We start from the raw sequence: 18,888 nt of genomic DNA, 5'->3' as shown, positions 1-18,888 counted from the left end.
ACGAATTCAGAGCCCGTAGCGCAGCTTGAGCGTATCGGGGTGGGGCTTTGGATAGAGCTGATCTCGCCATTCTCAAAGCCCGTAACGCAACTTGAGCATATCGGGGTGCGGCTCTGGATAAAGCTGATCTCGCTATTCTCAAAGCCCGTAACGCAACTTGAGCGTATCGGGATGAGGATTGAGATAGACCTGATCCGCGAGATAGGGGTTCGGGTATTCCCGCAGGTAGTGGCGGATCAGGGTGAGTGGTACCAGCAGCGGGAAGACGCCGGTGCGGTACTTGTCGATGGTATCGCAGAGCTCCTGCTTCTGGGCCGGGGTCAGCACCCGCTTGAAATAACCCTGCAGGTGCATCAGCACATTGGTGTGGCTGCGACGGTTGGCACGCAGAGTCAGGGCCGCCATCAGGCCCTTGATGTAGCTGTCCGCCACCTCCTGCAGGCTGGCCTTGCCGAGGTTGCCGAGCAGCTTGCCGAGGGTGCGGTAGTGGGTAGTGGCGTGGGAGAGCACCAGATACTTGTAACGCGAATGGAACCGGATGAGGGCGGCGGCGGTGATACCGCGAGCACAGAGCTGCTGCCAGTCGTGATAGGCGAAGACCCGCAGCACGAAGTTCTCCCGCAGTATGGGATCGCACAGGCGGCCGTCTTCCTCCACCGGCAGCAGGGGGTTGGCCTCCATCAAGGCTTTGGCAAAGAGACCAATCCCCTCCTTGGCACTCCCCTCGTTGTTGGCACCATAGATGCGTACCCGCTCCATGCCGCAACTGGGAGACTTGGCGCAGAGGATGTAGCCGGAGATGAAGTCGAGCTGGCGAGCCTTCTGCTCGCTGAAGGCGATGAGCCGCTCGGTGACATCGAAGCTGCCGTTGCTCGCCTCGGCGCGCACCTCTCCGTGGCGCTTGACCAGCCGGATGGCGGCACGGGGGGCACCGAGGCCGATGGCCATCTCGGGGCAGACCGGGTGATACTCGAAGTGAGCGCCAAGATCCCGCTCGCAGAAGCTGGAACGCTTGTGGCCCCCGTCGAACCGCACTTCCTGGCCCAGCAGACAGGCACTGATACCGACCTTAATCTTGTACATGATTGCACCCCTTGTATAAGCATTGACTCAGTTATAGCAGTTATACAAAAAAATGAAAGTTGTATAACTATTACCGACCGATACGACACAAGAGCAAAAACAGGATCACCGGAAAATGAAAAAGCCCATGACCGGGGTCATGGGCAAAATGGACGTTGCGACAGACAGGGAAATCAGAAGCTGTATTTCACACCCAGGCTGCTGATGGATCCTTTCTGCAGATCCCAGTTGCGATAGGTGTAGTCGGCGGTGAGGGCCAGGTTCTGGCTCACCTTGTAGGCGGCACCCGCCTTGAAGTCGTGCATGTCGTCGGTCATGTTGGCGTAACGGTAGCCGGTGGAGAGCTCGACGGCGCCGATGTCGTAGCGCAGGCCCACTTCACCGTACAGGCTGCCGCTCTGCTTGCGGGTGATGTTGTCCCAGCCGCTGTCGTTCACGTTGGAGGCGAGCTCACGCTCCATGCTGTAGCCCATCAGACCCGCTTCACCGTACAGGTTCAGGCCGGTGCTGAGGGGAGTGAACACCCCCATCCCCAGATTGGAGATGGCCATGCTGTCGTTGCCACTGTTGCGGGAGGTGTATTCGCTGCCGAGTCGGCCGTAGACGTTGGAGCCGAAGCTCTTGGAGAGATCCAGGCTCAGACCACCGAAATCGCGGTTGTTGCTGTCCTTGCCACCAACGTAGTCGGACTTGGTGTGTGCCCAGGTGGCGGATCCCTTGGCATAGCTGAACGCATCTTGCGCCAGCACGGAAGTGGAAGAGAGACCGGCCAGAACCAGAACAGACAGTGCGAGCTTTTGCATTTTGTTGACTCCGATTGTTGCGTTAGGCGGAACCTAACGGGAATGGAGCCATTGTGACGGGCAAAGAGGGAGGTGCCGAGCGGCAAGCTGTTGCCAAACCATGGCAGATGTAAGCAGATGTTGCAGACGGTTACCGGAGCAACACTCCACGGGGGACGGGCCTGCCCGTCCCCGTCGCGTTCCTAGCGGAATTCCACCTCGTCTATCTGCACCCGCACCAGCGGCTTGCCGGTCAGATTGGCCGGACGGGCCAGTTCGATGGCCCGGGACGGACGCTGCTCGCCCTTGCGCAGATAGGATTCCGGCAGGCGGTTCTCTCCGACCCAGAAACGCACCGGCTGGGTCGAGAGCTGCACGCCCTCGGCACTGAACAGGGTCAGGCTGCCGTTGACCCGCACCACATTGCGGCTGCCGGTGTTGCTCACCACGAACTGCAGACGCAGCGGATCCTCGCCCTCCACCTGGTTCAGGGTCACCGTGATCCCGTCCCGGGTCGCCTGGGCAAGCAGGTCGGGATTGGCCAGGGCCTGCTCGGTCAGCACCGGCGCCGCCACGCTCGCCGTCACCATCTTGCCGGCCACCGTCTCGGCGGGCTTGACCAGCAGGTATTCCCAGGTGAAGTCGTCGTTGAGCTGCACCTGACGGCCATCGGCCAGGGTGACCTGGGTCAGGGGCGCGGCCTGGGCCAACAGGGGGGAGAGGCAGAGGGCAAGCAGCAGTCTGGACAAGGGTTTCATGGGCACATGACTCGATAGGGATGCAGAGGGAGCAGTATAAAGAGTCGGGCTGCCCTTGCCTATGACCCGACTCACGTTACGGGCCGGGCCCGGGATCAGATGACCAGCAGTTGAGGATCTTCGCCCGAGACCAGATCCAGGGTCACCAGATCGAACTGGGCGCTCTGGAGCGCCTTCTGGATGTTCGGCTGCATGTCGAAGACCAGGGCCCGCATGCGCTGGGGCACCCTGATCCTGGCCAGGGTAGTGACCCTGTCAGCCAGGGTATGGAAGAAGACCTGGGCTCCATCCAGCCCCATGTCGAACAACATCTGCTCGGCCATGTCGACCATGCGCAGGTGGCGCCGGTCCAGTGACTCAATATCGGAGAAGCGCTGACTCAGGCAAGCCTCTCCCCCCGCCCCCCACAAGGCCAACTGGCGCTTGTGGAAGCCATAGCGAAAGTCACGGTTGGTCATGCCCTGCTCGGCAAAGAGCCACAGCGTATTGGCCGGCACGCTGTCGAAACGCCGCAGATACTCCTGCATCTCCTCCACCGAGGCCGACATCAGAAGCGGGGGGCCATCGCCGTGCTCGAGCTGCTGGCAGAGGTAGCGTACCGGATCCATCACCTCGGCGAGGTGACCGAGATGCACGCTGAAGATCATCTCGTCGGTCTTGATCACCTGATGCGCTATGCCGTAGTGCTGGCAGTAGCGCTTCGCCCGGGCCACCGCCTTGCGGCTGAGGGTCGGGTTGTCCAGGGTGATGGCCCGAAAGCGGACCCCGCTGGCCCGGCACAGGTCCATGCTGTAGCAGGACTCCAACCGGCCGGAGAAGGAGACAAGCAGTTCGCCATATCCTGCCAGGGTGCTGATGAGCCTCTGTTCCCTGGCCTGAAAGTTCTGATCGTATCCCCGATTCAGCGCGACTACATTGGCATCCATAACAACGCTCCGGATGGTGAATAGGATGTTATTTTGCGGCGTGCAAGCTGAATAGACACTTAAACAGCAGGGACAAAGCAGTACTTTATTCGCTCTGAATGCACATCAGATCCCTTTTCTTCGGGCACAACGCAGGGCCCGTCCCCTTTCAGGCGGGCAACCATCCCTGCTCAACCAGCTGCCGGCGGCACGCAGCAGCATCGGTGAACACCATGCCCTGCAGGCCGAGTGCCTGGGCCGCCGCCACGTTGGCCGGGCTGTCGTCGATAAAGAGGCACTCCCCAGCCTTGAGGTCGAACGACACCAGCAGATAACGGTAGATGTCGGGCTCGGGCTTGATCATCCGCACCCGGGCCGACACCACCTTGCCGCTGAAGAAGCGCCAGAACTCCTGATGCTGTTCCAGCCAGTCGATGCTGGCATGGCCCATGTTGGAGAGGGCGTAGAGCCGGTGACCGGCACTGTGCAGCGCCTCGATAAGCGTCACCATGGCGGGGTCCGGCAGCAAGGAGGCGGGCACCGCCTGCAGGATGGCGAGGTTCTCGGCCATGGACAAGCCGGTGCGCGCCTCGGCCTGACTCGCCATGGCGTGCAGGGAGAGGGTGCCCCTGTCCACCTCCAGCCAGTCGGGGTGGTTGAACAGCTGCTCCGCCAGGGCTTCGGCGCCATCCGGTCCTCGTACCGAGCGCACTATGCCGACCGGATCCCAGCTCACCACCACCCGTCCCAGATCGAAGATAATCGCCATCCTCTCGTCTCCCTCTCATTGACCAGAAAAAACAGGACCGTTTTGGCACTCATTCAGCCATGAATCCCGACCACCTACCCTGCCCCGTCCAACGCCCCCGGGCAAGTTTTACTTGCATCGGCGTGCCAAATCCCTTAATGGTTATGACGTTACATTCAGGACAACATCATGCACACACCATTCTTCTTTGCTTTCTCGTTTATCCGGCCCTCATAAGGGAAGGCCCTGTCGTCGCATCAACAGAAAGCAAAGACGAATCGAGCCTCCCCCAGCGGAGGCTTTTTTTTGCAGCAACCACCACAGAAGATTTGGATAGGGAACCACCATGGCAACGCTCGACGAGATCAGACAAGACATCACCCAGTTGGATCAGGAGCTGCTCGCCCTGCTGGCCAAACGCAAGACCCTCAGCATCGAGGTTGCCCGCGCCAAGCAGGCCAATCCCCGTCCCATCCGCGACACCCAGCGGGAGCAGGATCTGCTGGTTGCCCTGATCCAGAAAGGGCGCGCGCTCGGGCTGGACGCCCAGTACATCACCCGCATCTACCACACCATCATCGAAGACTCCGTGCTCTCCCAGCAGGCCTATCTGCAGAGCCTGCTCAACCCCCAGCAGCAGGAGCCCATGACCAGCGTCGCCTACCTGGGCCCGCGCGGCTCTTACTCCAGCCTGGCCGCCCGCAAGTACCTGGCGCGCTACAAGGATCAAGTGATAGAGGTGAACTGCCAGAACTTCCGCGAGGTGCTGGACACGGTAGAATCGGGTCGCGCCGCCTTCGGGGTGCTGCCCATAGAGAACACCAGCTCGGGCTCCATCAACGAGGTGTACGATGTGATGCAGCACACCACCCTCTCCATCGTGGGTGAGCTGACCTACCCCATCGAGCACTGCATCCTCACCGCCGTGCCCACCGAGCTGTCCCGCATCAAGACCTTCTATGCCCATCCCCAGGTGTTCCAGCAGTGCTCCCATTACCTCAGCAAGCTGGAAGGGGCGCGCCACGAGATCTGCGACTCCTCTTCCAGCGCCATGATGAAGGTCAAGGAGCTGGCGAGCCCGGATGCGGCCGCCATCGGCAGCGCCGCCGGCGGCGAGCTGTATGGCCTCGACGTGCTGGCCGAGCAGCTCGCGAACCAGAAGGAGAACTACAGCCGCTTCATCGTGGTGGCGCGCAAGCCCATCGACGTGGCGCCCCAGATCCCGGCCAAGACCACCCTCATCATGTCCACCTCCCAGAAGCCGGGTTCCCTGGTGGAGGCGCTGCTGGTGCTGCGCAGCCACGAGATCAACATGACCAAGCTGGAATCCCGTCCGGTGCAGGGTAACCCCTGGGAAGAGATGTTCTATCTGGATGTCTCCGCCAACCTGCAGACCCCTGAGATGCAGGCCGCCCTGCTGGAGCTCACCAAGATCACCCGCTACGTCAAGGTGCTGGGCTGCTACCCGAGCGAAGACGTCAAGCCGACCGCGGTACCGCCGGTGCTGATGGGCAGCTAAGCCCCCCGAACGGCAAGAGGCGAGCATCAGGCTCGCCTCTCTCTTTTCTGCCCCCTGCCCCGCCCCAGGACAACAAAAAGGCGAGCTCATTGCTCGCCTAGTTGGTACCCCGCCGACAGGCTCGGGTGACAGAGGATGGAGTCTCGCTCCTGGCGCTAGAACTGACCCGCCATCAGCTGGTTCAGGTGGTAGAGGTTGCGGGTATCGAGCTCCAGCTCGGTGGCATAGGTGTTGCCACGGGGATAGGTCGCCACCACACGGGCACCGCGCACCATGCCGGCCACCGACACATCCAGCGAGTTGGAGGTCTGGGTCAGGTCCTTGTAGCTGCTCTGGCCACGCACCTGCTGGCCGTTGAGCTGCTCCGCCAGCTCCCGGTAGGCATCCATCTTGGACGCCCGGATCGCCTGCAGCATCTTCTCCGACTGGGAGGGGCCGGGCTGGATGTCGATCACCGCGTAGCCCACCGCCTTGAGCACGGGGAAGTCATCTGGCTTCTCCCCCTGGTCGTAGTTTACGACCCGGTTCCCGCTGCACGCCGTCAGCAAGAGGGCCATCATCAGGCCAAGCACGATTCTCATGGCTGTCTACTCCTCAGAAATCAGGGGGTCAGGTTGACCAGATGGCCGGACGCGCTCTGGCCGCCCCGCATCAGGTAACCCCGATTGACCGATGCCCGGCCAAACGAGTTGCTGGCGCCGGATAGATATTGTTGCGGGATCAGGCTCTGGGCCGTGGTCTCCACCATCTTGGTACGCAGATCGATGATCCGGGCATTGACCAGGATCCCCTGCGAATTGCGGCTGAAGGTGCCGGTCAGGATCCGGGAGATGGGCAGACGGGCGGAGAGATCCTTGTAGTTGCGGCTCATCACGAAGTCGCCACTGGGGGTCACTTGAATGCTGCCCGTGGTCTTGAAGTCCACCACTACCTCACCGCGCCGGTTCAGCTCGTAGATGAAGCTCTCCTCGATCTGCAACCCCATCCAGTTGGTGTCCTTCAGGGTGTCGAGATCGACGAAGGAGGCGACCGCGATGGGCTCGCTCAGGGTGGTGAGCGACTTGCGCTCCATCAGCTGATCCGTCATGCGGGCCACCAGCCAGTTGAGCTCCATCCCCTTGGCCGCCTGCCGGGGATCCCCTTGCTCCCGGTTGATGGGGTCGGCCGACCCGCAGCCGGCCAGCGCCAGCGCAACCACCAGCGCCGTGATAATTCTGTTCATGGATACCTGTTCCTGTATCTACACCTGACTTGTTATCGGTCGCAGCGGCCAACACTTGAGACGGGAATGCGCCAAGGATCATCCGATGATCCGCCAGAGGGCCTTGGGCGGCGCCAATACAGAGGCCGGGGCCGGGAAATCCGGCGGGCCGCGCACTCTTTCACCGGAACAAGGCATGGATCTTGCTTTTATTTGCGCACCTGGTGCAAACCAGGCCAGTGTCCATGCAGCCGCTCACCCGCCCCCTGGGGCGCAAGAGGGGTTCGTCTATTCAAGGTGTACGTTATGAAAGTTGTGCTGCTGTCAACCCTGTTGCTGGCCAGTCTGTCGGCCCGCGCCGAGCTCATAGAGGCGCAAGGCAGTGCCGCCATCCTGGGGGGCGACGAGGTCTATGCCCGCGAGCAGGCGACCCGGGATGCGCTGCGTCAGGCCCTGCTGGCCAGCGGCGCCTCCGTCTCCAGCATCCAGCGCCTGGAGAACGGCAGCCTGCGTTCGGAGCAGATCCAGATCCGCTCCGGCGGCGACATCCGCCAGTACCGCCTCAAGCGCGAGGAGGTGCGCAACGGCCGCATGTACATCACGCTAGTGGCCGACATCCAGGCCGAGCGGCAGATCTGCCAGACCCAACACTACGCCAAGGATTTGACGCTGGTGCGCCTGCGCATGCGCTACCCGGATCAGGCGAGCACCGGCGCCCTCGACGACATGCCGGCGGATCTCTCCCGCCGCCTGTTCGAGACCCTGGCGGCGGCGCCTCAGGGAGTGGTCGCACGTCAGTGGCTGGACGAGAACCTGCGCATCGATCCCCTCCACCTGCAGCAGGGAGATCGCAGCGCCCTCGAGGAGATCAAGGCCCTGAGCCTGCGAACCGACAGCCAGTATCTGGTGCTCGGCAGCATCGACGATCTCTCCCTCGAACCCCAGGGCAACCAGCTGACCAGCTGGTATGAAGACCCGATCCGCAACTTCCGCATGCAGCTCTACCTGTTCGACGGCATCAACGGCAGCCTGCTCGGGCGCAAGGAGTATCAGGGGCGGGCCAACTGGACCTTCTCCAAGCGGGAGCAGGTGGGCAGCCACAATGGCCGGTTCTGGCAGTCCAGCTACGGCCAGGAGGTGAGCTACCAGTTGAAGGAGGCGGCCCAGGACATCGTCGCCGAGCTCGCCTGCGCCCCCGTCACCGCCCGTATCGTGGCCCAGCACGAACGCGGCCCCCACATCAACCTGGGCCGTCGCAACGGCGTCAAGCTTGGGGATCAGTTCCGCGTCCAGCACAGCGCCGACTTCATCGATCCCTACGGCAAGTCACGGGTGATGCGCAACCCCGCCGACGGCCTGTTCGAGGTAGTGCAGGTGTTCGAGGACGGTGCCATCATCAGCAGCCAGAACAAATATTCGCCGTTTAATGTCCAAATTGGCGATCTAGCCGTATTGGAATAGGAATCAAGGGTTTAAAAGCACAATGCTTCTTGTATAATGCCCGCCACAAGGTTCCCGTAGCTCAGCAGGATAGAGCGGTCCCCTCCTAAGGGACAGGCCACTGGTTCGACTCCAGTCGGGAACGCCATATAAAACAAGGGGCTGGCATCATCTGATGCCAGCCCCTTGTTTTTGATTGCGTTTTATCTTGCCTGGTCACTGTCGATATGCCCCAGGCAAGCGCCATATCTAGCCTTCAGGTGAGGCTACGTCATTACCACCAGACGTTGGCCTGCACTCCAACCACCCAGGTGTCATCACTGTCATCGCCTTCAAAAGCGTGGCTGCTGTCACTCCAGTTGTCGTTGTCGCTGTCGAAATAGCTCGCGTAGAGACGCAGTTCCGGCTGGTTGCGACCCAGAGACCAGGCCTGGGCGACGGTGTACTTGGAACCACTGCGATCATAATCCGCACCATTCTCGGTCTTCTCATCGGCGAAATAACCCACCTCTGCGTAGGTGCGAGTGATTTCAGACCAGTGATACGCCAATTTGGCTGAGGCACCAAACATGGTGGCATCGAGCTGATCGTTGTCCCAGGTCTCAATGCTGTCGGCCGCTGCATAGTTGATGGCATGGCTCAGATCCCAACGGTCACCCAACGGAATGCTGCCGTAGTTGCGGATCGCGTAACCGCTACCACTCTTGACGTTGCCATTGAGGGTATCTGCCGCCCCCATGAGCACCCCTTGTGCCGCTGAACCATCCACATAATATTGCAGCACCGTCTTGTTAAACCCTGTGCCAGCCACGGCCTGGTTCAATTCCACCATGAAGGCATGACCATCGCTGTAATCATGCTCACCGCTACCTGGCTCATCCACCTGATCAGCCGACGGATCGGCATTCAAAAACTTGTATCCGAGTGCCAGGCTACCGCCTTCCCACAGAGGCAGGGAGTCATAGGTCAATTCCAGATTATTGGCATTGATCTGATGCTTGCTATGCTGGGTATCCGTGCCGATCTCATTTTCAAAATCACGATGTAATACCGCTACTGAGAATTTACCTGCACCGAGGTTCATGCGCTCTATACCGGCACCCACATTGGTCTGGTTCCAGTAAAAGTAATCGTTCATATCAATATAATAGCCTTTATTATATTGACGAATACCCGCCCAGGAGGTCTCCCCCATCCCCATGAAGTTCCGCAATTGCAGGTTCATGTTTTCCCAACCGAATGGGGAGTCATTACTGACACTATCGGCATCACCATCCCACATATTGAACATGGTCTGGATATAAACAGATTTTTCGCCGTCGTTATTAAGCTCCTTCCCCAAGCCAATCTCGGCATAATTATCAAACTCGTTCCCGAGACGGCCAATCTTGTTCTTCTGGAAATCTGAACCACCGATGCTATTTGAAGCTGAGCCATCGGCGCCGGTCCCCACACCGGCACGGAAATAACCCCAAAAATCAAATCCCTCAGTAGCAATGGCATTGGTGGCTGCGATAGACAAAGACGCGGCGACAATGTAGCGAATTGAGTTTTTCAAAATACATCCTCGATAGTTATTATATTAAATTGACGTGCATGCTCAACCTGCATAAAAAGAGGTGGTTTTTTATGGCATGGTCATATGTATGTTTTAATCATCCACCATGGGTGGCAGGAATATGGTAATGCTAAAAAAATAATAATCTGGTGATAGCGATCACATTAATGTAATCGTTTACAGTTCTTGTTTTAAACAAATTTTTGCAAGCACCAATGTCTGTTTTCTATTTACGTATTTAGGCCTGGTTCAGCTTTCTATTAAATTCAGCTCTCATTAAGAATTAAATAATTAAAAGCGGAGTCTGATGACTCCGCAGAAAGCAATATTGACAATACGACGCCTTTATTTCTAGTCAGAGGGCTGCATGTTTATATTCAGTCACCTCAACACCTGGGTCGTAGCCCTCAGCGCGGTGCCATCTGTTGTCGGCTGGTACCGACAGGGAGTCCGAAAGAGGGCAGGCCACGCGCATCCCAGTCAAAGGGTTGCAGATGAATTTCCCTGTTCCAGCCTGCCCCTTTGAATTTGGCGGCATGATGGATCAGCCAGGGTCGGCCTCCATCGTCGATAAAGAAGCCGTTATGCCCAGGACTATAGACTCCCAGCGCCTCGTCCTTTCTAAAGACGGGCTGAGGCCGCTTGCGCCAGTGTGCCGGATTCATAGGATCCTCCCCCTCCAGCGCCAGCAGACCAAGACAGTAATCGTCCGTCCAGCTGCCGCTGGCGGAATAGGTGAGGAAGAGTCGCCCCCCAGGGCTTAACAGCACCTGGGGAGCCTCGTTGACCTGGGGCGTGCCGATACGCTCCCACGCCAGTTCAGGTCTGGAGATCTCAACGCGCGGCCCAGCCAGCTGCCAGGGCGAGGCCATTCTGGCGATATAGAGGCGCTGCTGATCATTAACCTCCCCCTCCCAGCCTGACCAGATGAAATAACGTTCCCCCCGGTAATCGAGGACGGTGCCGTCGATGGCCCATTTGTCACTGGCATCAGCCATCTTGCCCTCCTGGGTACCCGCAGGGAAGGCGTACTCGCCAAAAGGATCCACCCCTTTTGACTGCAACACATACATGCGCTGCCGAGCCATGTCGCCATCCGATGCGGCGAAATAGATGTACCAGCGACCGTCCAGCAGGTGCAGCTCGGGGGCCCAGAGATGGGTGCCGTTGACGGCGCCCTGAGCCGGCATCCACACCACCTTGCGCTCGGCATTCTCAAGGTCGGTGATGTCTTTGGTACGCCATAGCGTGATGTCGCTGCCGGTGGTCTGGGTGTAGTAGTAAAAGCCGTCACCATGACGCACAACCCAGGGATCGGCGCCATCACCCAAGATCGGATTGGTAAAAGTCGAACTGGCCTGCGCTGGCATGATGGTTCCCAATAGAATGAACAGAGAAAGAAGGATTCGGTACATGACTGGTGCTCCACGAGGGACAGGATCCGCCGCCCCTCAGCTCAACGGCGCAGGCTCTGTCCCTGCTCACCGAAGAGATGGATATATTCGAGAGCGACGGTGAGGGAGACCGCCTCGTCGCATGAAGGCACCCGTCGATCCGTGTTGACCTTGGCCAGCAGCAGCCGCTCTATGCCCTCGCACTTGATGTGCAAGATCGCCGCATCACCGAGGTTTTCGACCAGAGAGACCCGGCCATGAAGATGGGCCTCCGGGGCGCCTTCAACCCCCACCAACAGATGCTCGGGGCGGATCCCTATCTTGATGTTGCTCTGGCCTGTGCAGTCAAACCATGACTCAGACGCCGTCACCTCGATCCCTTTACCCGGCGTTAGCTGCCAGAGATCGCCATCTTTTCCCTTCAGCTTGCAGGTCAACATGTTCATCTTCGGCATGCCGAGGAAGGTAGCCACAAACTCGGTGGCGGGGCGCTGATAGAGATCCAGGGGAGAGCCCACCTGCTCGATGTGGCCCTTGTTGAAGACCACTATCCGGTCCCCCAGCGTCATCGCTTCCACCTGATCGTGGGTCACATAGATCATGGTGGTCCCCAGCTTCTGATGCAGGCGCGCCAGCTCGGTACGCATCTGCCCACGCAGGGCGGCATCCAGGTTGGAGAGCGGCTCATCAAACAGGAACACCTCGGGTTCACGCACGATGGCTCGTCCGATGGCAACCCGCTGGCGCTGGCCTCCGGAGAGCTCGGCCGGTTTGCGCTCCAGCAGGTGGGCCAGTTGCAGGGTCTCAGCCACCCGGTTTACCTTGGTCTCTATCTCGGCCTTCGGTGTGTTGTTGAACAGCAGGGAGAAGCCCATGTTCTCGGCCACCGTCAGGTGGGGGTAGAGTGCATAGGACTGGAATACCATGGCCACCCCCCGTTTGGCGGCGTCGAGCTCATTGGCCCGCAGGTTGCCGATGTGGAGATCGCCTGCGGAAATATCCTCCAGCCCGGCAATCATGCGCAGCAGCGTCGACTTGCCGCAGCCGGAGGGGCCGACGAAGACGACGAACTCCCCCTGTTTGATTTCCAGATCCACGCCGTGAATGACGGCATTGCCATTGGGGTAGGTCTTCTTGATGTGCTTAAGCGATACGCTGGACATATGGTGCTCTCTCACGACGGCCTCATCGCGGCCGTAAAAACAGGGGGCCCGCCTTGGCAGGCCCGTGAATCGTTAACCCTTGAGGCCGGTGGCGGCGAGGAAGCCCGACGCGACACGCTTCTGGAACATGACATAGAGGATGGCGACCGGCAGGCCACCGATCAGGGCAGAGGCCATGTTCTGGGCATACCTCACCCCATAGGTGTCGTTAAGCTGAGTCAGACCGATGGGAATGGTCATGTTCTCGGTGGAGCTGACCACCAGGAATGGCCAGAGGAAATTGTTCCAGGCCCCCATGAAGGTGATGATCGCCATGGCATAAATGATGTTCCGGGAGAGAGGCAGATAGACGCGGAGCAATACCTGCCACTCCCGGGCGCCATCGAGGATGGCCGCCTCGCGAAAATCCTTGGGGATCTGATCGAAGAAGCGCTTGAGAACGAAGAGCACCATGGGTGACACCACCTGAGGCAATATGATCCCCCCCAGAGAGTCGGCCAACCCCATGTGGTAGACCTGGCGAAAGAGCGGGATCACCAAGGCTTCGAAGGGGAAGATGATGCCAAACATGCAGCACCAGAACAGCAGGTTCGCCCCCTTGAAACGCAGTTGAGAGAAGCTGTAGGCCGCCAGCACAGTGATCAGCAGCGTCACCAGGGTAACCGCCAGCGAGGTGACCACGCTGTTCATGAAGAAGACGGGCAGATCCCCCATGGTCAGCACCTTGATGAAGGCATCGAAGATGACGGGATCGGGCAGCCACTGCAGACCGGCGACTGTCTGAGCCTCCGGGCGCAGCGCCGTGCTGATCGCCCACAGCAGAGGGGCGCCCCACAGCAGGCAGAGCAGCACAGTCAACGTGATGGCGAGCAAGGCGGTAAATGTCAGTTTGCTATTCATCTTAGCCTCGACGATTGATGAAGCGATTAGCCAGGGATTGCAGCACCAGAATGAGCAGCACTATCAGCACGAAGACCACGGCGATGGCCGAGGCATAGCCGGCGTTCTGGTTGACGAACCCGGTCTCGTACATGTAGTGCAAAACCACTTTGGTGCTGTCGAAGGGGCCCCCTCCGGTCAACAGATAGGTCTGGCCGAAGATTTTGAGGGATGCGACCAGTTGCAGGCCGAAGACCATCACGGTGACAGGGCGCAGTTGGCGCCATGTGATGTAGCGAAAGATCCCCCACTCCGAGGCGCCATCGAGCCTGGCCGCTTCGTAGAGGTCCTGCGGTATGTTCTTGAGGGCCGCCATGAACAGCAGCACATTGAAGCCAACGGTCCACCAGATGGTGGCGATGGCAACCATAGGCATGGCAAAGTCCGGATCGTTGAACCAGGCGATCTCGGTGCCGGCGACCAGGTTCACCACGCCGAAGGTCGGGTGCAGCATCCAGCCACCGATCATGGCCATGACTGCGATGGGCAAGATGTTGGGGATGAAAAAGATAGCCTGGACCAGACCGGCGAAGCGGGTGAGACGGCAGATCAGCATCGCCATGACCAACCCCAGGGCAGTCAGCGGGATCACGGTCAACAGGGCAAAGTAGGCGGTCTGCAGCAAAGAATCCCAGAAGCTGGGGTCCTGCAGCAGCTCCACATAGTTGGCAAAACCAACATAGCCGTGAGTCTCGGTCAGCCCGCTGTCGGTGAAACTCAACTGCAACGTTTGCAATGCAGGAATGACAAAGAAGAGCAAAAAGGCGAGCAAGAAGGGCGCCAACATGAGCCAAGGCGTCATCAGGGCACCAAAGCGACCGGCGGTGGTTCTGGCAGTGTCTTTATTATCCATATCTGAACTCGGGCCTGGAATGGAGGAAACCGGGAGGCAGAGGATTGGCCCTCTGCCCCAGGGTCATTAACGTGCCGGACGACTCATGAACTTGCCCGCATCGCGCTCGAACATCTGCAGCGCCTTCTCGATGGGCAACTGACCGGTCAGCGCCGCCGGGAAGTACTTGGAGGCGGTGGCCTGCAGGGGACCCGCCGCCCCGCTGTACCAGCCATCCGGGTCATAGACGATGTTGCTGGCCGTCTCGCTGACATAGTCGGCGAGCAGTGGCATCTCCTTGAACGCCTGGGTGGCGACCGTCGGCTCGTAGGCCGGAATGTGGCCCCCTTCGGCCCAGGTGAGGGCGTTCTGGTTGATATAGTTGGCAAATTTGACAATCCCCAGCACTTTTTCGTCGGAGATGGGTTTGTCTTTATTGCGCGGAATGGCCAATGCGTGGGAGTCAGCCCAGGCGGCCCTGCTACCGTTGAAGAAGGAGGGGAGAGATGCGATGCCCACTTCGAATCCGAGCTTGCCGCTCTTCATGCCGTCGGTAACGGAGGGGAGCTCCCAGACGCCATTGAGCATGAAGGCCGAGCGGCCGGTCATGAACTCCGTGGTGGAGGAAGCGTAATCCAGCCCCTTGGTGGCGTAGCCGTCGGCGTACCACCTGGCCATCGCCGCCATCGCCTGCTTACCCGCCTCGCCATAGACAAACTCGTTGTTCTCTATGGTCTTGCCGCCCTGCTGGCTGATCATGGAGAGCCAGAGACGGTAAGGCATGTAGGACATGGGCGAAGTCTCCATGCTCAGACCCATCGCCCCTTGCTCTTTCACGCTTTTGAGCGCCGCATCAAACTGCGCCAGCGAGGCGATGGGCTTCAGTCTGCCCTGCTCATCCAGCAAACCGGCCTTGGCCGCGATGCGCTTGTTGTAATAGAGCACCATGGCATGGGTATCGATGGGCAGAGCATAGGTCTTGTCATCGACGTTCGATTGCTTCCAGAGCAGCGGGAAAAGCTGGTTTCGATCGTAGCCAGCCTGCTTCAGAACCTCGGGATTGATGGGCTCAAGGCCCTGGGTCTGGGTCAGGCCGGAGATCTTGGAGAGATGGATGGTCGCCATGTCCGGACCGCTGCCCATGGCAGAGGCGGTCTTGAGTTTGGTATAGAAGGGTTCACCCCAGTTCAAGGTGGTAGTCTCTATTTTGTAGTCACCCTGGCTGGCATTGAAACCGTCGACCAGTTGCTTCATGCGCGCGCCATCGCCGCCATTGAGCAGGGTCCAATATTGCAGTGTGGTCTGTGCCAGGGTAATGGGAGAAAGCGTTGCCCCCGCGACCAGCAATGCCAGCAGCTTTATCTTCTTCATGATATGACCTCTATGTGTAGGGTGAGGCGATGCCGATGGGTTGGTATCGCCTCGGAGGAGTCTTTCTTATTCGGTGGTCAGGGACTGGATCAGGGCGACCTCACGCTCGTCATAGGGGGAGCCATCCGCCTCGAGCAGGTCGTGGATCCAGGTGTCCGCGTACTCCGGAACGGCTCGCTGGATATTGGGCCAGGGCAGATGCGTCTGGGTTCTCCCTTTGACCAGTCCCCATTGGTAACAGGCGATCTTGCGCTCCTTGAAGATGGGCAGTTGCTCATGCATGAACGACTTGGCATGGCGAGCGAGCCACTCGGTGCAGAGCAGGGGGCGATCGTAGGTCGCGACGATTTCCAGACTTTTTTCCAGCAGTTCGAGTGACTGATAGGCATGGAAGCTGATCACATCCGACAGCGCCATTGCCCGGAGGTCGGTGGGATGGGTGAAGATGGGATCGTCCGGGCTAAAGTGGTTGGCAGCATGCCAGGCACAGACAGTCAGCGGCTGGCAGGGATTGGCCTCGCGCGCCCAGCTGAAGGCCAGCTCCATCAGATGATGGCTGTAGGGCTCCATGGCAGGATCGAACTCTTCATGCTGGTTGGGGCCACGGAAAATGCCGCGATTGGTCGGCTCGTTGTAGAGATCCCACACCAGAATACGTTCATCCTGGGCGAACATGCCGACGACATCCTTGATGTAACGCTCCAGTTCACACCATTGGGTGACATCCATGACGACGTTGCGTCCAGGGCTCGCCGCTGCCTGACTGTTGTGCAGGTTTTTGACAGGCTCTTTTTGCGGGCCCAGATAGGGGTGATCGCCGGAGAAGCCGCAATCATCCATGGGGGTCAGCATGACGCTGATCCCCTCTGCGGCCGCCACCACCAGGAAGTCGTCGATGCGGGCGATCAGGCCATCTCTGTCCACCTGCCAGACGATGAAGGGCAGGTTGGTGCGCAGGGTGTTGTAGCCCACCTCTCTGGCCCACGCCAACTCCTGCCTGATGGTCGGGAGATCGAAGGTCTCCCGTTGCCACATCTCCGTCCAGTTGACGGCGGTTCTGGGCAAGTAGTTGAACCCTCTCAGCCAGGGCTGCTTGCTCCACCACTGCCAGGCCTGTTCTGTGGACCACTGTTGTACCGCCATCGCCCCCCCTTTTGCTAATGTTTAATATTTATGAGCTAATTTTTATTTGCTAATCATATTAATAGCAAAGGGTGTTAGATGGAATTTGGTGGTCAGTCACAAAATGAGCCAGACCAAGGCTCATTGCAACGTCTGGTTAACATACCGTTTTTAAGCGCGTTGACAGCCAGGATTGGGTGTTTATCGATCGAATTGATCCGCGCTGATGGCGACAACATGGCTGGTTCCCCCAATCTGGTGGGGTATGATTGACGAGAAAAAAACTAATAATATTAGCTTAATGACAGGGGCTGGTCATATCGATGAACAAGCAACGCATCACCATGAGTGCCATCGCCGCCGCAGCCGGCGTCTCCCAATCTACTGTATCTCTGGTGCTCAACGGTTCGAGCGCGGTGAAGCTCTCATTCAGGGGGAACCCTGGAGGGAGGCCAACAACCTACGGCTGGAGGGATATCGCCAGGCCCTGATCAAATGACCGGATCCCGGCTCCACAATGGGTACGCGTCGCTAACTGGCCGCTGCGCGAGGCCTATGAGCAGACCCGGCAGCTGCTGGCACACCCCAACACACCAGACGCGGTCTTCTGCTGCAGTGACTACATGACCCTGGGCTGCTATCAGGCCATTGCGGAGGCAGGGTTACGCATTCCGGAAGATCTCTTGGTTGCGGGACACGATAACCAGATGCTGGCCAACGAGATGGTGCCCCTCTGTTTGTTGGACGCCCCAAACGAGATCCATAAGGCCACCCACGACTTTCACTTGATCCCTGTCCCACCGCGGCACTTCGCATCTGTACCCAGCTCTGCGCTCGATTACACTCTGGATGTGGGCCGTCGATGACGACGACCATTCTTCATTGGCTCGCATCAAGAGAAGGGAATCATGGCCAGCAAAAAAAAATCTACGACTGAACAGCCTGCTCCGGCAGCAGAGTCCAAGCCGCTTGGCAACAAGGCATACGAGAAGGAACTGCGTCGCCTGCATGTGGAGCTGGTGAAACTGCAGCAGTGGGTGGTGCACAAGGGACTCAAGGTCTGCATAGTGTTCGAAGGGCGCGACGGCGCTGGCAAGGGGGGGACCATCAAGGCGATCACCGAGCGGGTCAGTCCCCGGGTGTTCAGGGTCATCGCGCTGCCGGCCCCCACCGAACGGGAGAAGAGCCAGCTCTATTTCCAGCGCTACATCCCGCACCTGCCGGCGGCGGGCGAGATCGTCATTTTCGATCGCAGCTGGTACAACAGGGCCGGGGTGGAGCGTGTCATGGGCTTTTGCAGCCAGGAGGCGAGCGACAAATTCCTGGCGGGGGTTCCCATGGTGGAACAAGCCATGGTCGACTCGGGCATCATATTGCTGAAGTATTGGCTGGAGGTGACCCCACAGGAGCAGGAGCGGCGGCTGCGAGATCGCATCGACGATGGTCGCAAGATCTGGAAGCTCTCCCCCATGGACATCAAGTCCTTCGATCGCTGGGATGACTACACCCGGGCGCGGGATGCCATGTTCACCGCCACCGACACCGCCTGGGCTCCCTGGTTCGTGGCCCGCTCCGAGGACAAGAAGCGGGTGCGGCTCAACATCATCTCCCATCTGCTGGCCCACGTTCCCTACGAGGAACTGCCGGCCGAACCGGTCAAGCTGCCCAAACGCAAGATTGGCAAGGTCAAGGCCTCGGAGCACCCGTTCCGGGTGATCCCGGAACTGTTCTGATCACCGTCAAGGGGGAGCCTCTGGCTCACCCCTTGCTCCCTCACGCCCTGCCCTGCTGATACTAACCTGAGGATGGCCGCCCTGGCATTGGGGAACCTCTGGCCCCCCTCCTGCACACTCACGCCCTGCCCTGTTGATACTAACCTGAGGATGGCCGCCCTGGCTTTGGGGAACCTCTGGCCCCCCCTGCCCACTCACGCTCTGCCCTGCTGATACTAACCTGGGATGGCCGCCCTGGCATTGGGGAACGTCTGGCCCCCCCCAGCCCACTCACGCTCTGCCCTGCTGATACTGGCGGATGGCCGCCCTGGCATTGGGGAACGTCTGGCCCCCCTGCCCA

General features: G+C 59.5%; 19 protein-coding genes, 1 tRNA gene and 1 other annotated feature. Of the genes, 6 read left to right on the top strand and 14 right to left on the bottom strand.

Translation table 11 applies throughout. The features are described 5' to 3' along the window. Positions 1-138: 138 nt before the first annotated feature. The 5 genes from KW824_RS10140 to KW824_RS10120 all read right to left on the bottom strand — a co-directional run bounded on the left by KW824_RS10140 (position 139) and on the right by KW824_RS10120 (position 4,297). Positions 139-1,083, bottom strand: coding sequence for a DUF523 and DUF1722 domain-containing protein (locus tag KW824_RS10140; RefSeq protein ID WP_218409709.1), 945 nt, complete (start codon positions 1,081-1,083; stop codon positions 139-141). A gap of 173 nt (positions 1,084-1,256) precedes the next feature. Next, positions 1,257-1,886, bottom strand: coding sequence for an outer membrane beta-barrel protein (locus tag KW824_RS10135; protein ID WP_005332506.1), 630 nt, complete (start codon positions 1,884-1,886; stop codon positions 1,257-1,259). A gap of 182 nt (positions 1,887-2,068) precedes the next feature. Continuing rightward, positions 2,069-2,623 carry a DUF3157 family protein gene (locus KW824_RS10130; RefSeq protein ID WP_041206294.1) on the bottom strand — a complete coding sequence of 185 codons (555 nt, stop codon included), beginning with the start codon at positions 2,621-2,623 and terminating at the stop codon, positions 2,069-2,071. Between the two features lie 95 nt (positions 2,624-2,718). Then, positions 2,719-3,549, bottom strand: coding sequence for a hypothetical protein (locus KW824_RS10125; RefSeq protein ID WP_042650346.1), 831 nt, complete (start codon positions 3,547-3,549; stop codon positions 2,719-2,721). A gap of 148 nt (positions 3,550-3,697) precedes the next feature. Continuing rightward, positions 3,698-4,297 carry an HAD family phosphatase gene (locus KW824_RS10120; RefSeq protein WP_043130833.1) on the bottom strand — a complete coding sequence of 200 codons (600 nt, stop codon included), beginning with the start codon at positions 4,295-4,297 and terminating at the stop codon, positions 3,698-3,700. A gap of 164 nt (positions 4,298-4,461) precedes the next feature. Further along, positions 4,462-4,584, top strand: a sequence feature (Phe leader region). Between the two features lie 38 nt (positions 4,585-4,622). Here KW824_RS10120 and pheA point away from each other — a divergent pair. Further along, the gene (gene pheA, locus KW824_RS10115) at positions 4,623-5,795 is read left to right on the top strand and encodes a prephenate dehydratase (protein ID WP_025328009.1); all 1,173 of its coding nucleotides are present in this window, start codon (positions 4,623-4,625) and stop codon (positions 5,793-5,795) included. A 155-nt stretch (positions 5,796-5,950) separates the two neighbouring features. Here the strand turns inward: pheA and KW824_RS10110 are convergent, their stop codons facing one another. Both KW824_RS10110 and KW824_RS10105 read right to left on the bottom strand, forming a co-directional pair. Beyond that, positions 5,951-6,376: an LPP20 family lipoprotein gene (locus KW824_RS10110; protein ID WP_042650348.1), complete on the bottom strand. Its 426-nt coding sequence runs from the start codon at positions 6,374-6,376 to the stop codon at positions 5,951-5,953. Positions 6,377-6,396: 20 nt separating this feature from the next. Beyond that, positions 6,397-7,017 carry a FlgO family outer membrane protein gene (locus tag KW824_RS10105; protein ID WP_218409708.1) on the bottom strand — a complete coding sequence of 207 codons (621 nt, stop codon included), beginning with the start codon at positions 7,015-7,017 and terminating at the stop codon, positions 6,397-6,399. Between the two features lie 285 nt (positions 7,018-7,302). Between KW824_RS10105 and KW824_RS10100 the strand changes: the two genes are divergently transcribed. Then, complete coding sequence (locus tag KW824_RS10100; protein ID WP_005332493.1) at positions 7,303-8,457, top strand: flagellar assembly protein FlgT; 1,155 nt, start codon at positions 7,303-7,305, stop codon at positions 8,455-8,457. Between the two features lie 50 nt (positions 8,458-8,507). Continuing rightward, a tRNA-Arg gene (locus tag KW824_RS10095) sits at positions 8,508-8,584 on the top strand. 126 nt (positions 8,585-8,710) lie between these two features. Here KW824_RS10095 and KW824_RS10090 read toward each other — a convergent pair. From KW824_RS10090 to KW824_RS10060, 7 genes are all read right to left on the bottom strand, one after another. Continuing rightward, positions 8,711-9,994: a carbohydrate porin gene (locus tag KW824_RS10090; protein WP_218409707.1), complete on the bottom strand. Its 1,284-nt coding sequence runs from the start codon at positions 9,992-9,994 to the stop codon at positions 8,711-8,713. A gap of 407 nt (positions 9,995-10,401) precedes the next feature. Beyond that, positions 10,402-11,364, bottom strand: coding sequence for a family 43 glycosylhydrolase (locus KW824_RS10085; protein ID WP_218409706.1), 963 nt, complete (start codon positions 11,362-11,364; stop codon positions 10,402-10,404). An 86-nt stretch (positions 11,365-11,450) separates the two neighbouring features. Then, positions 11,451-12,551 carry an ABC transporter ATP-binding protein gene (locus KW824_RS10080; protein WP_218409705.1) on the bottom strand — a complete coding sequence of 367 codons (1,101 nt, stop codon included), beginning with the start codon at positions 12,549-12,551 and terminating at the stop codon, positions 11,451-11,453. A gap of 72 nt (positions 12,552-12,623) precedes the next feature. Beyond that, complete coding sequence (locus KW824_RS10075) at positions 12,624-13,451, bottom strand: carbohydrate ABC transporter permease (protein ID WP_041206300.1); 828 nt, start codon at positions 13,449-13,451, stop codon at positions 12,624-12,626. 1 nt (position 13,452) lies between these two features. Continuing rightward, a complete protein-coding gene (locus KW824_RS10070) occupies positions 13,453-14,343 on the bottom strand; it encodes a carbohydrate ABC transporter permease (protein WP_050504416.1) in 891 nt (296 codons plus the stop codon). Positions 14,344-14,409: 66 nt separating this feature from the next. Then, complete coding sequence (locus KW824_RS10065) at positions 14,410-15,693, bottom strand: extracellular solute-binding protein (RefSeq protein ID WP_218409704.1); 1,284 nt, start codon at positions 15,691-15,693, stop codon at positions 14,410-14,412. A 66-nt stretch (positions 15,694-15,759) separates the two neighbouring features. Further along, positions 15,760-16,836 (bottom strand): cellulase family glycosylhydrolase, encoded by a 1,077-nt coding sequence (locus tag KW824_RS10060; RefSeq protein ID WP_218409703.1) that lies wholly within the window; start codon positions 16,834-16,836, stop codon positions 15,760-15,762. A 302-nt stretch (positions 16,837-17,138) separates the two neighbouring features. Here KW824_RS10060 and KW824_RS21235 point away from each other — a divergent pair, with 302 nt between their 5' ends. The 3 genes from KW824_RS21235 to ppk2 are packed head-to-tail and all read left to right on the top strand — an operon-like array spanning position 17,139 to position 18,548. Then, positions 17,139-17,306 carry a LacI family DNA-binding transcriptional regulator gene (locus tag KW824_RS21235; RefSeq protein ID WP_081805763.1) on the top strand — a complete coding sequence of 56 codons (168 nt, stop codon included), beginning with the start codon at positions 17,139-17,141 and terminating at the stop codon, positions 17,304-17,306. A gap of 12 nt (positions 17,307-17,318) precedes the next feature. Next, on the top strand, positions 17,319-17,681 hold the full coding sequence (locus KW824_RS21230; protein ID WP_182788973.1) for a substrate-binding domain-containing protein: 363 nt from the start codon (positions 17,319-17,321) through the stop codon (positions 17,679-17,681). A 42-nt stretch (positions 17,682-17,723) separates the two neighbouring features. Beyond that, complete coding sequence (gene ppk2, locus KW824_RS10045; RefSeq protein ID WP_005328671.1) at positions 17,724-18,548, top strand: polyphosphate kinase 2; 825 nt, start codon at positions 17,724-17,726, stop codon at positions 18,546-18,548. Positions 18,549-18,888 lie beyond the last annotated feature (340 nt).

The sequence above is a fragment of the Aeromonas sp. sif0611 genome (assembly GCF_019218845.1).
Classification (GTDB): Bacteria; Pseudomonadota; Gammaproteobacteria; order Enterobacterales; family Aeromonadaceae; genus Aeromonas; species Aeromonas media.
This window is presented reverse-complemented; position numbering and strand designations above follow the sequence as displayed.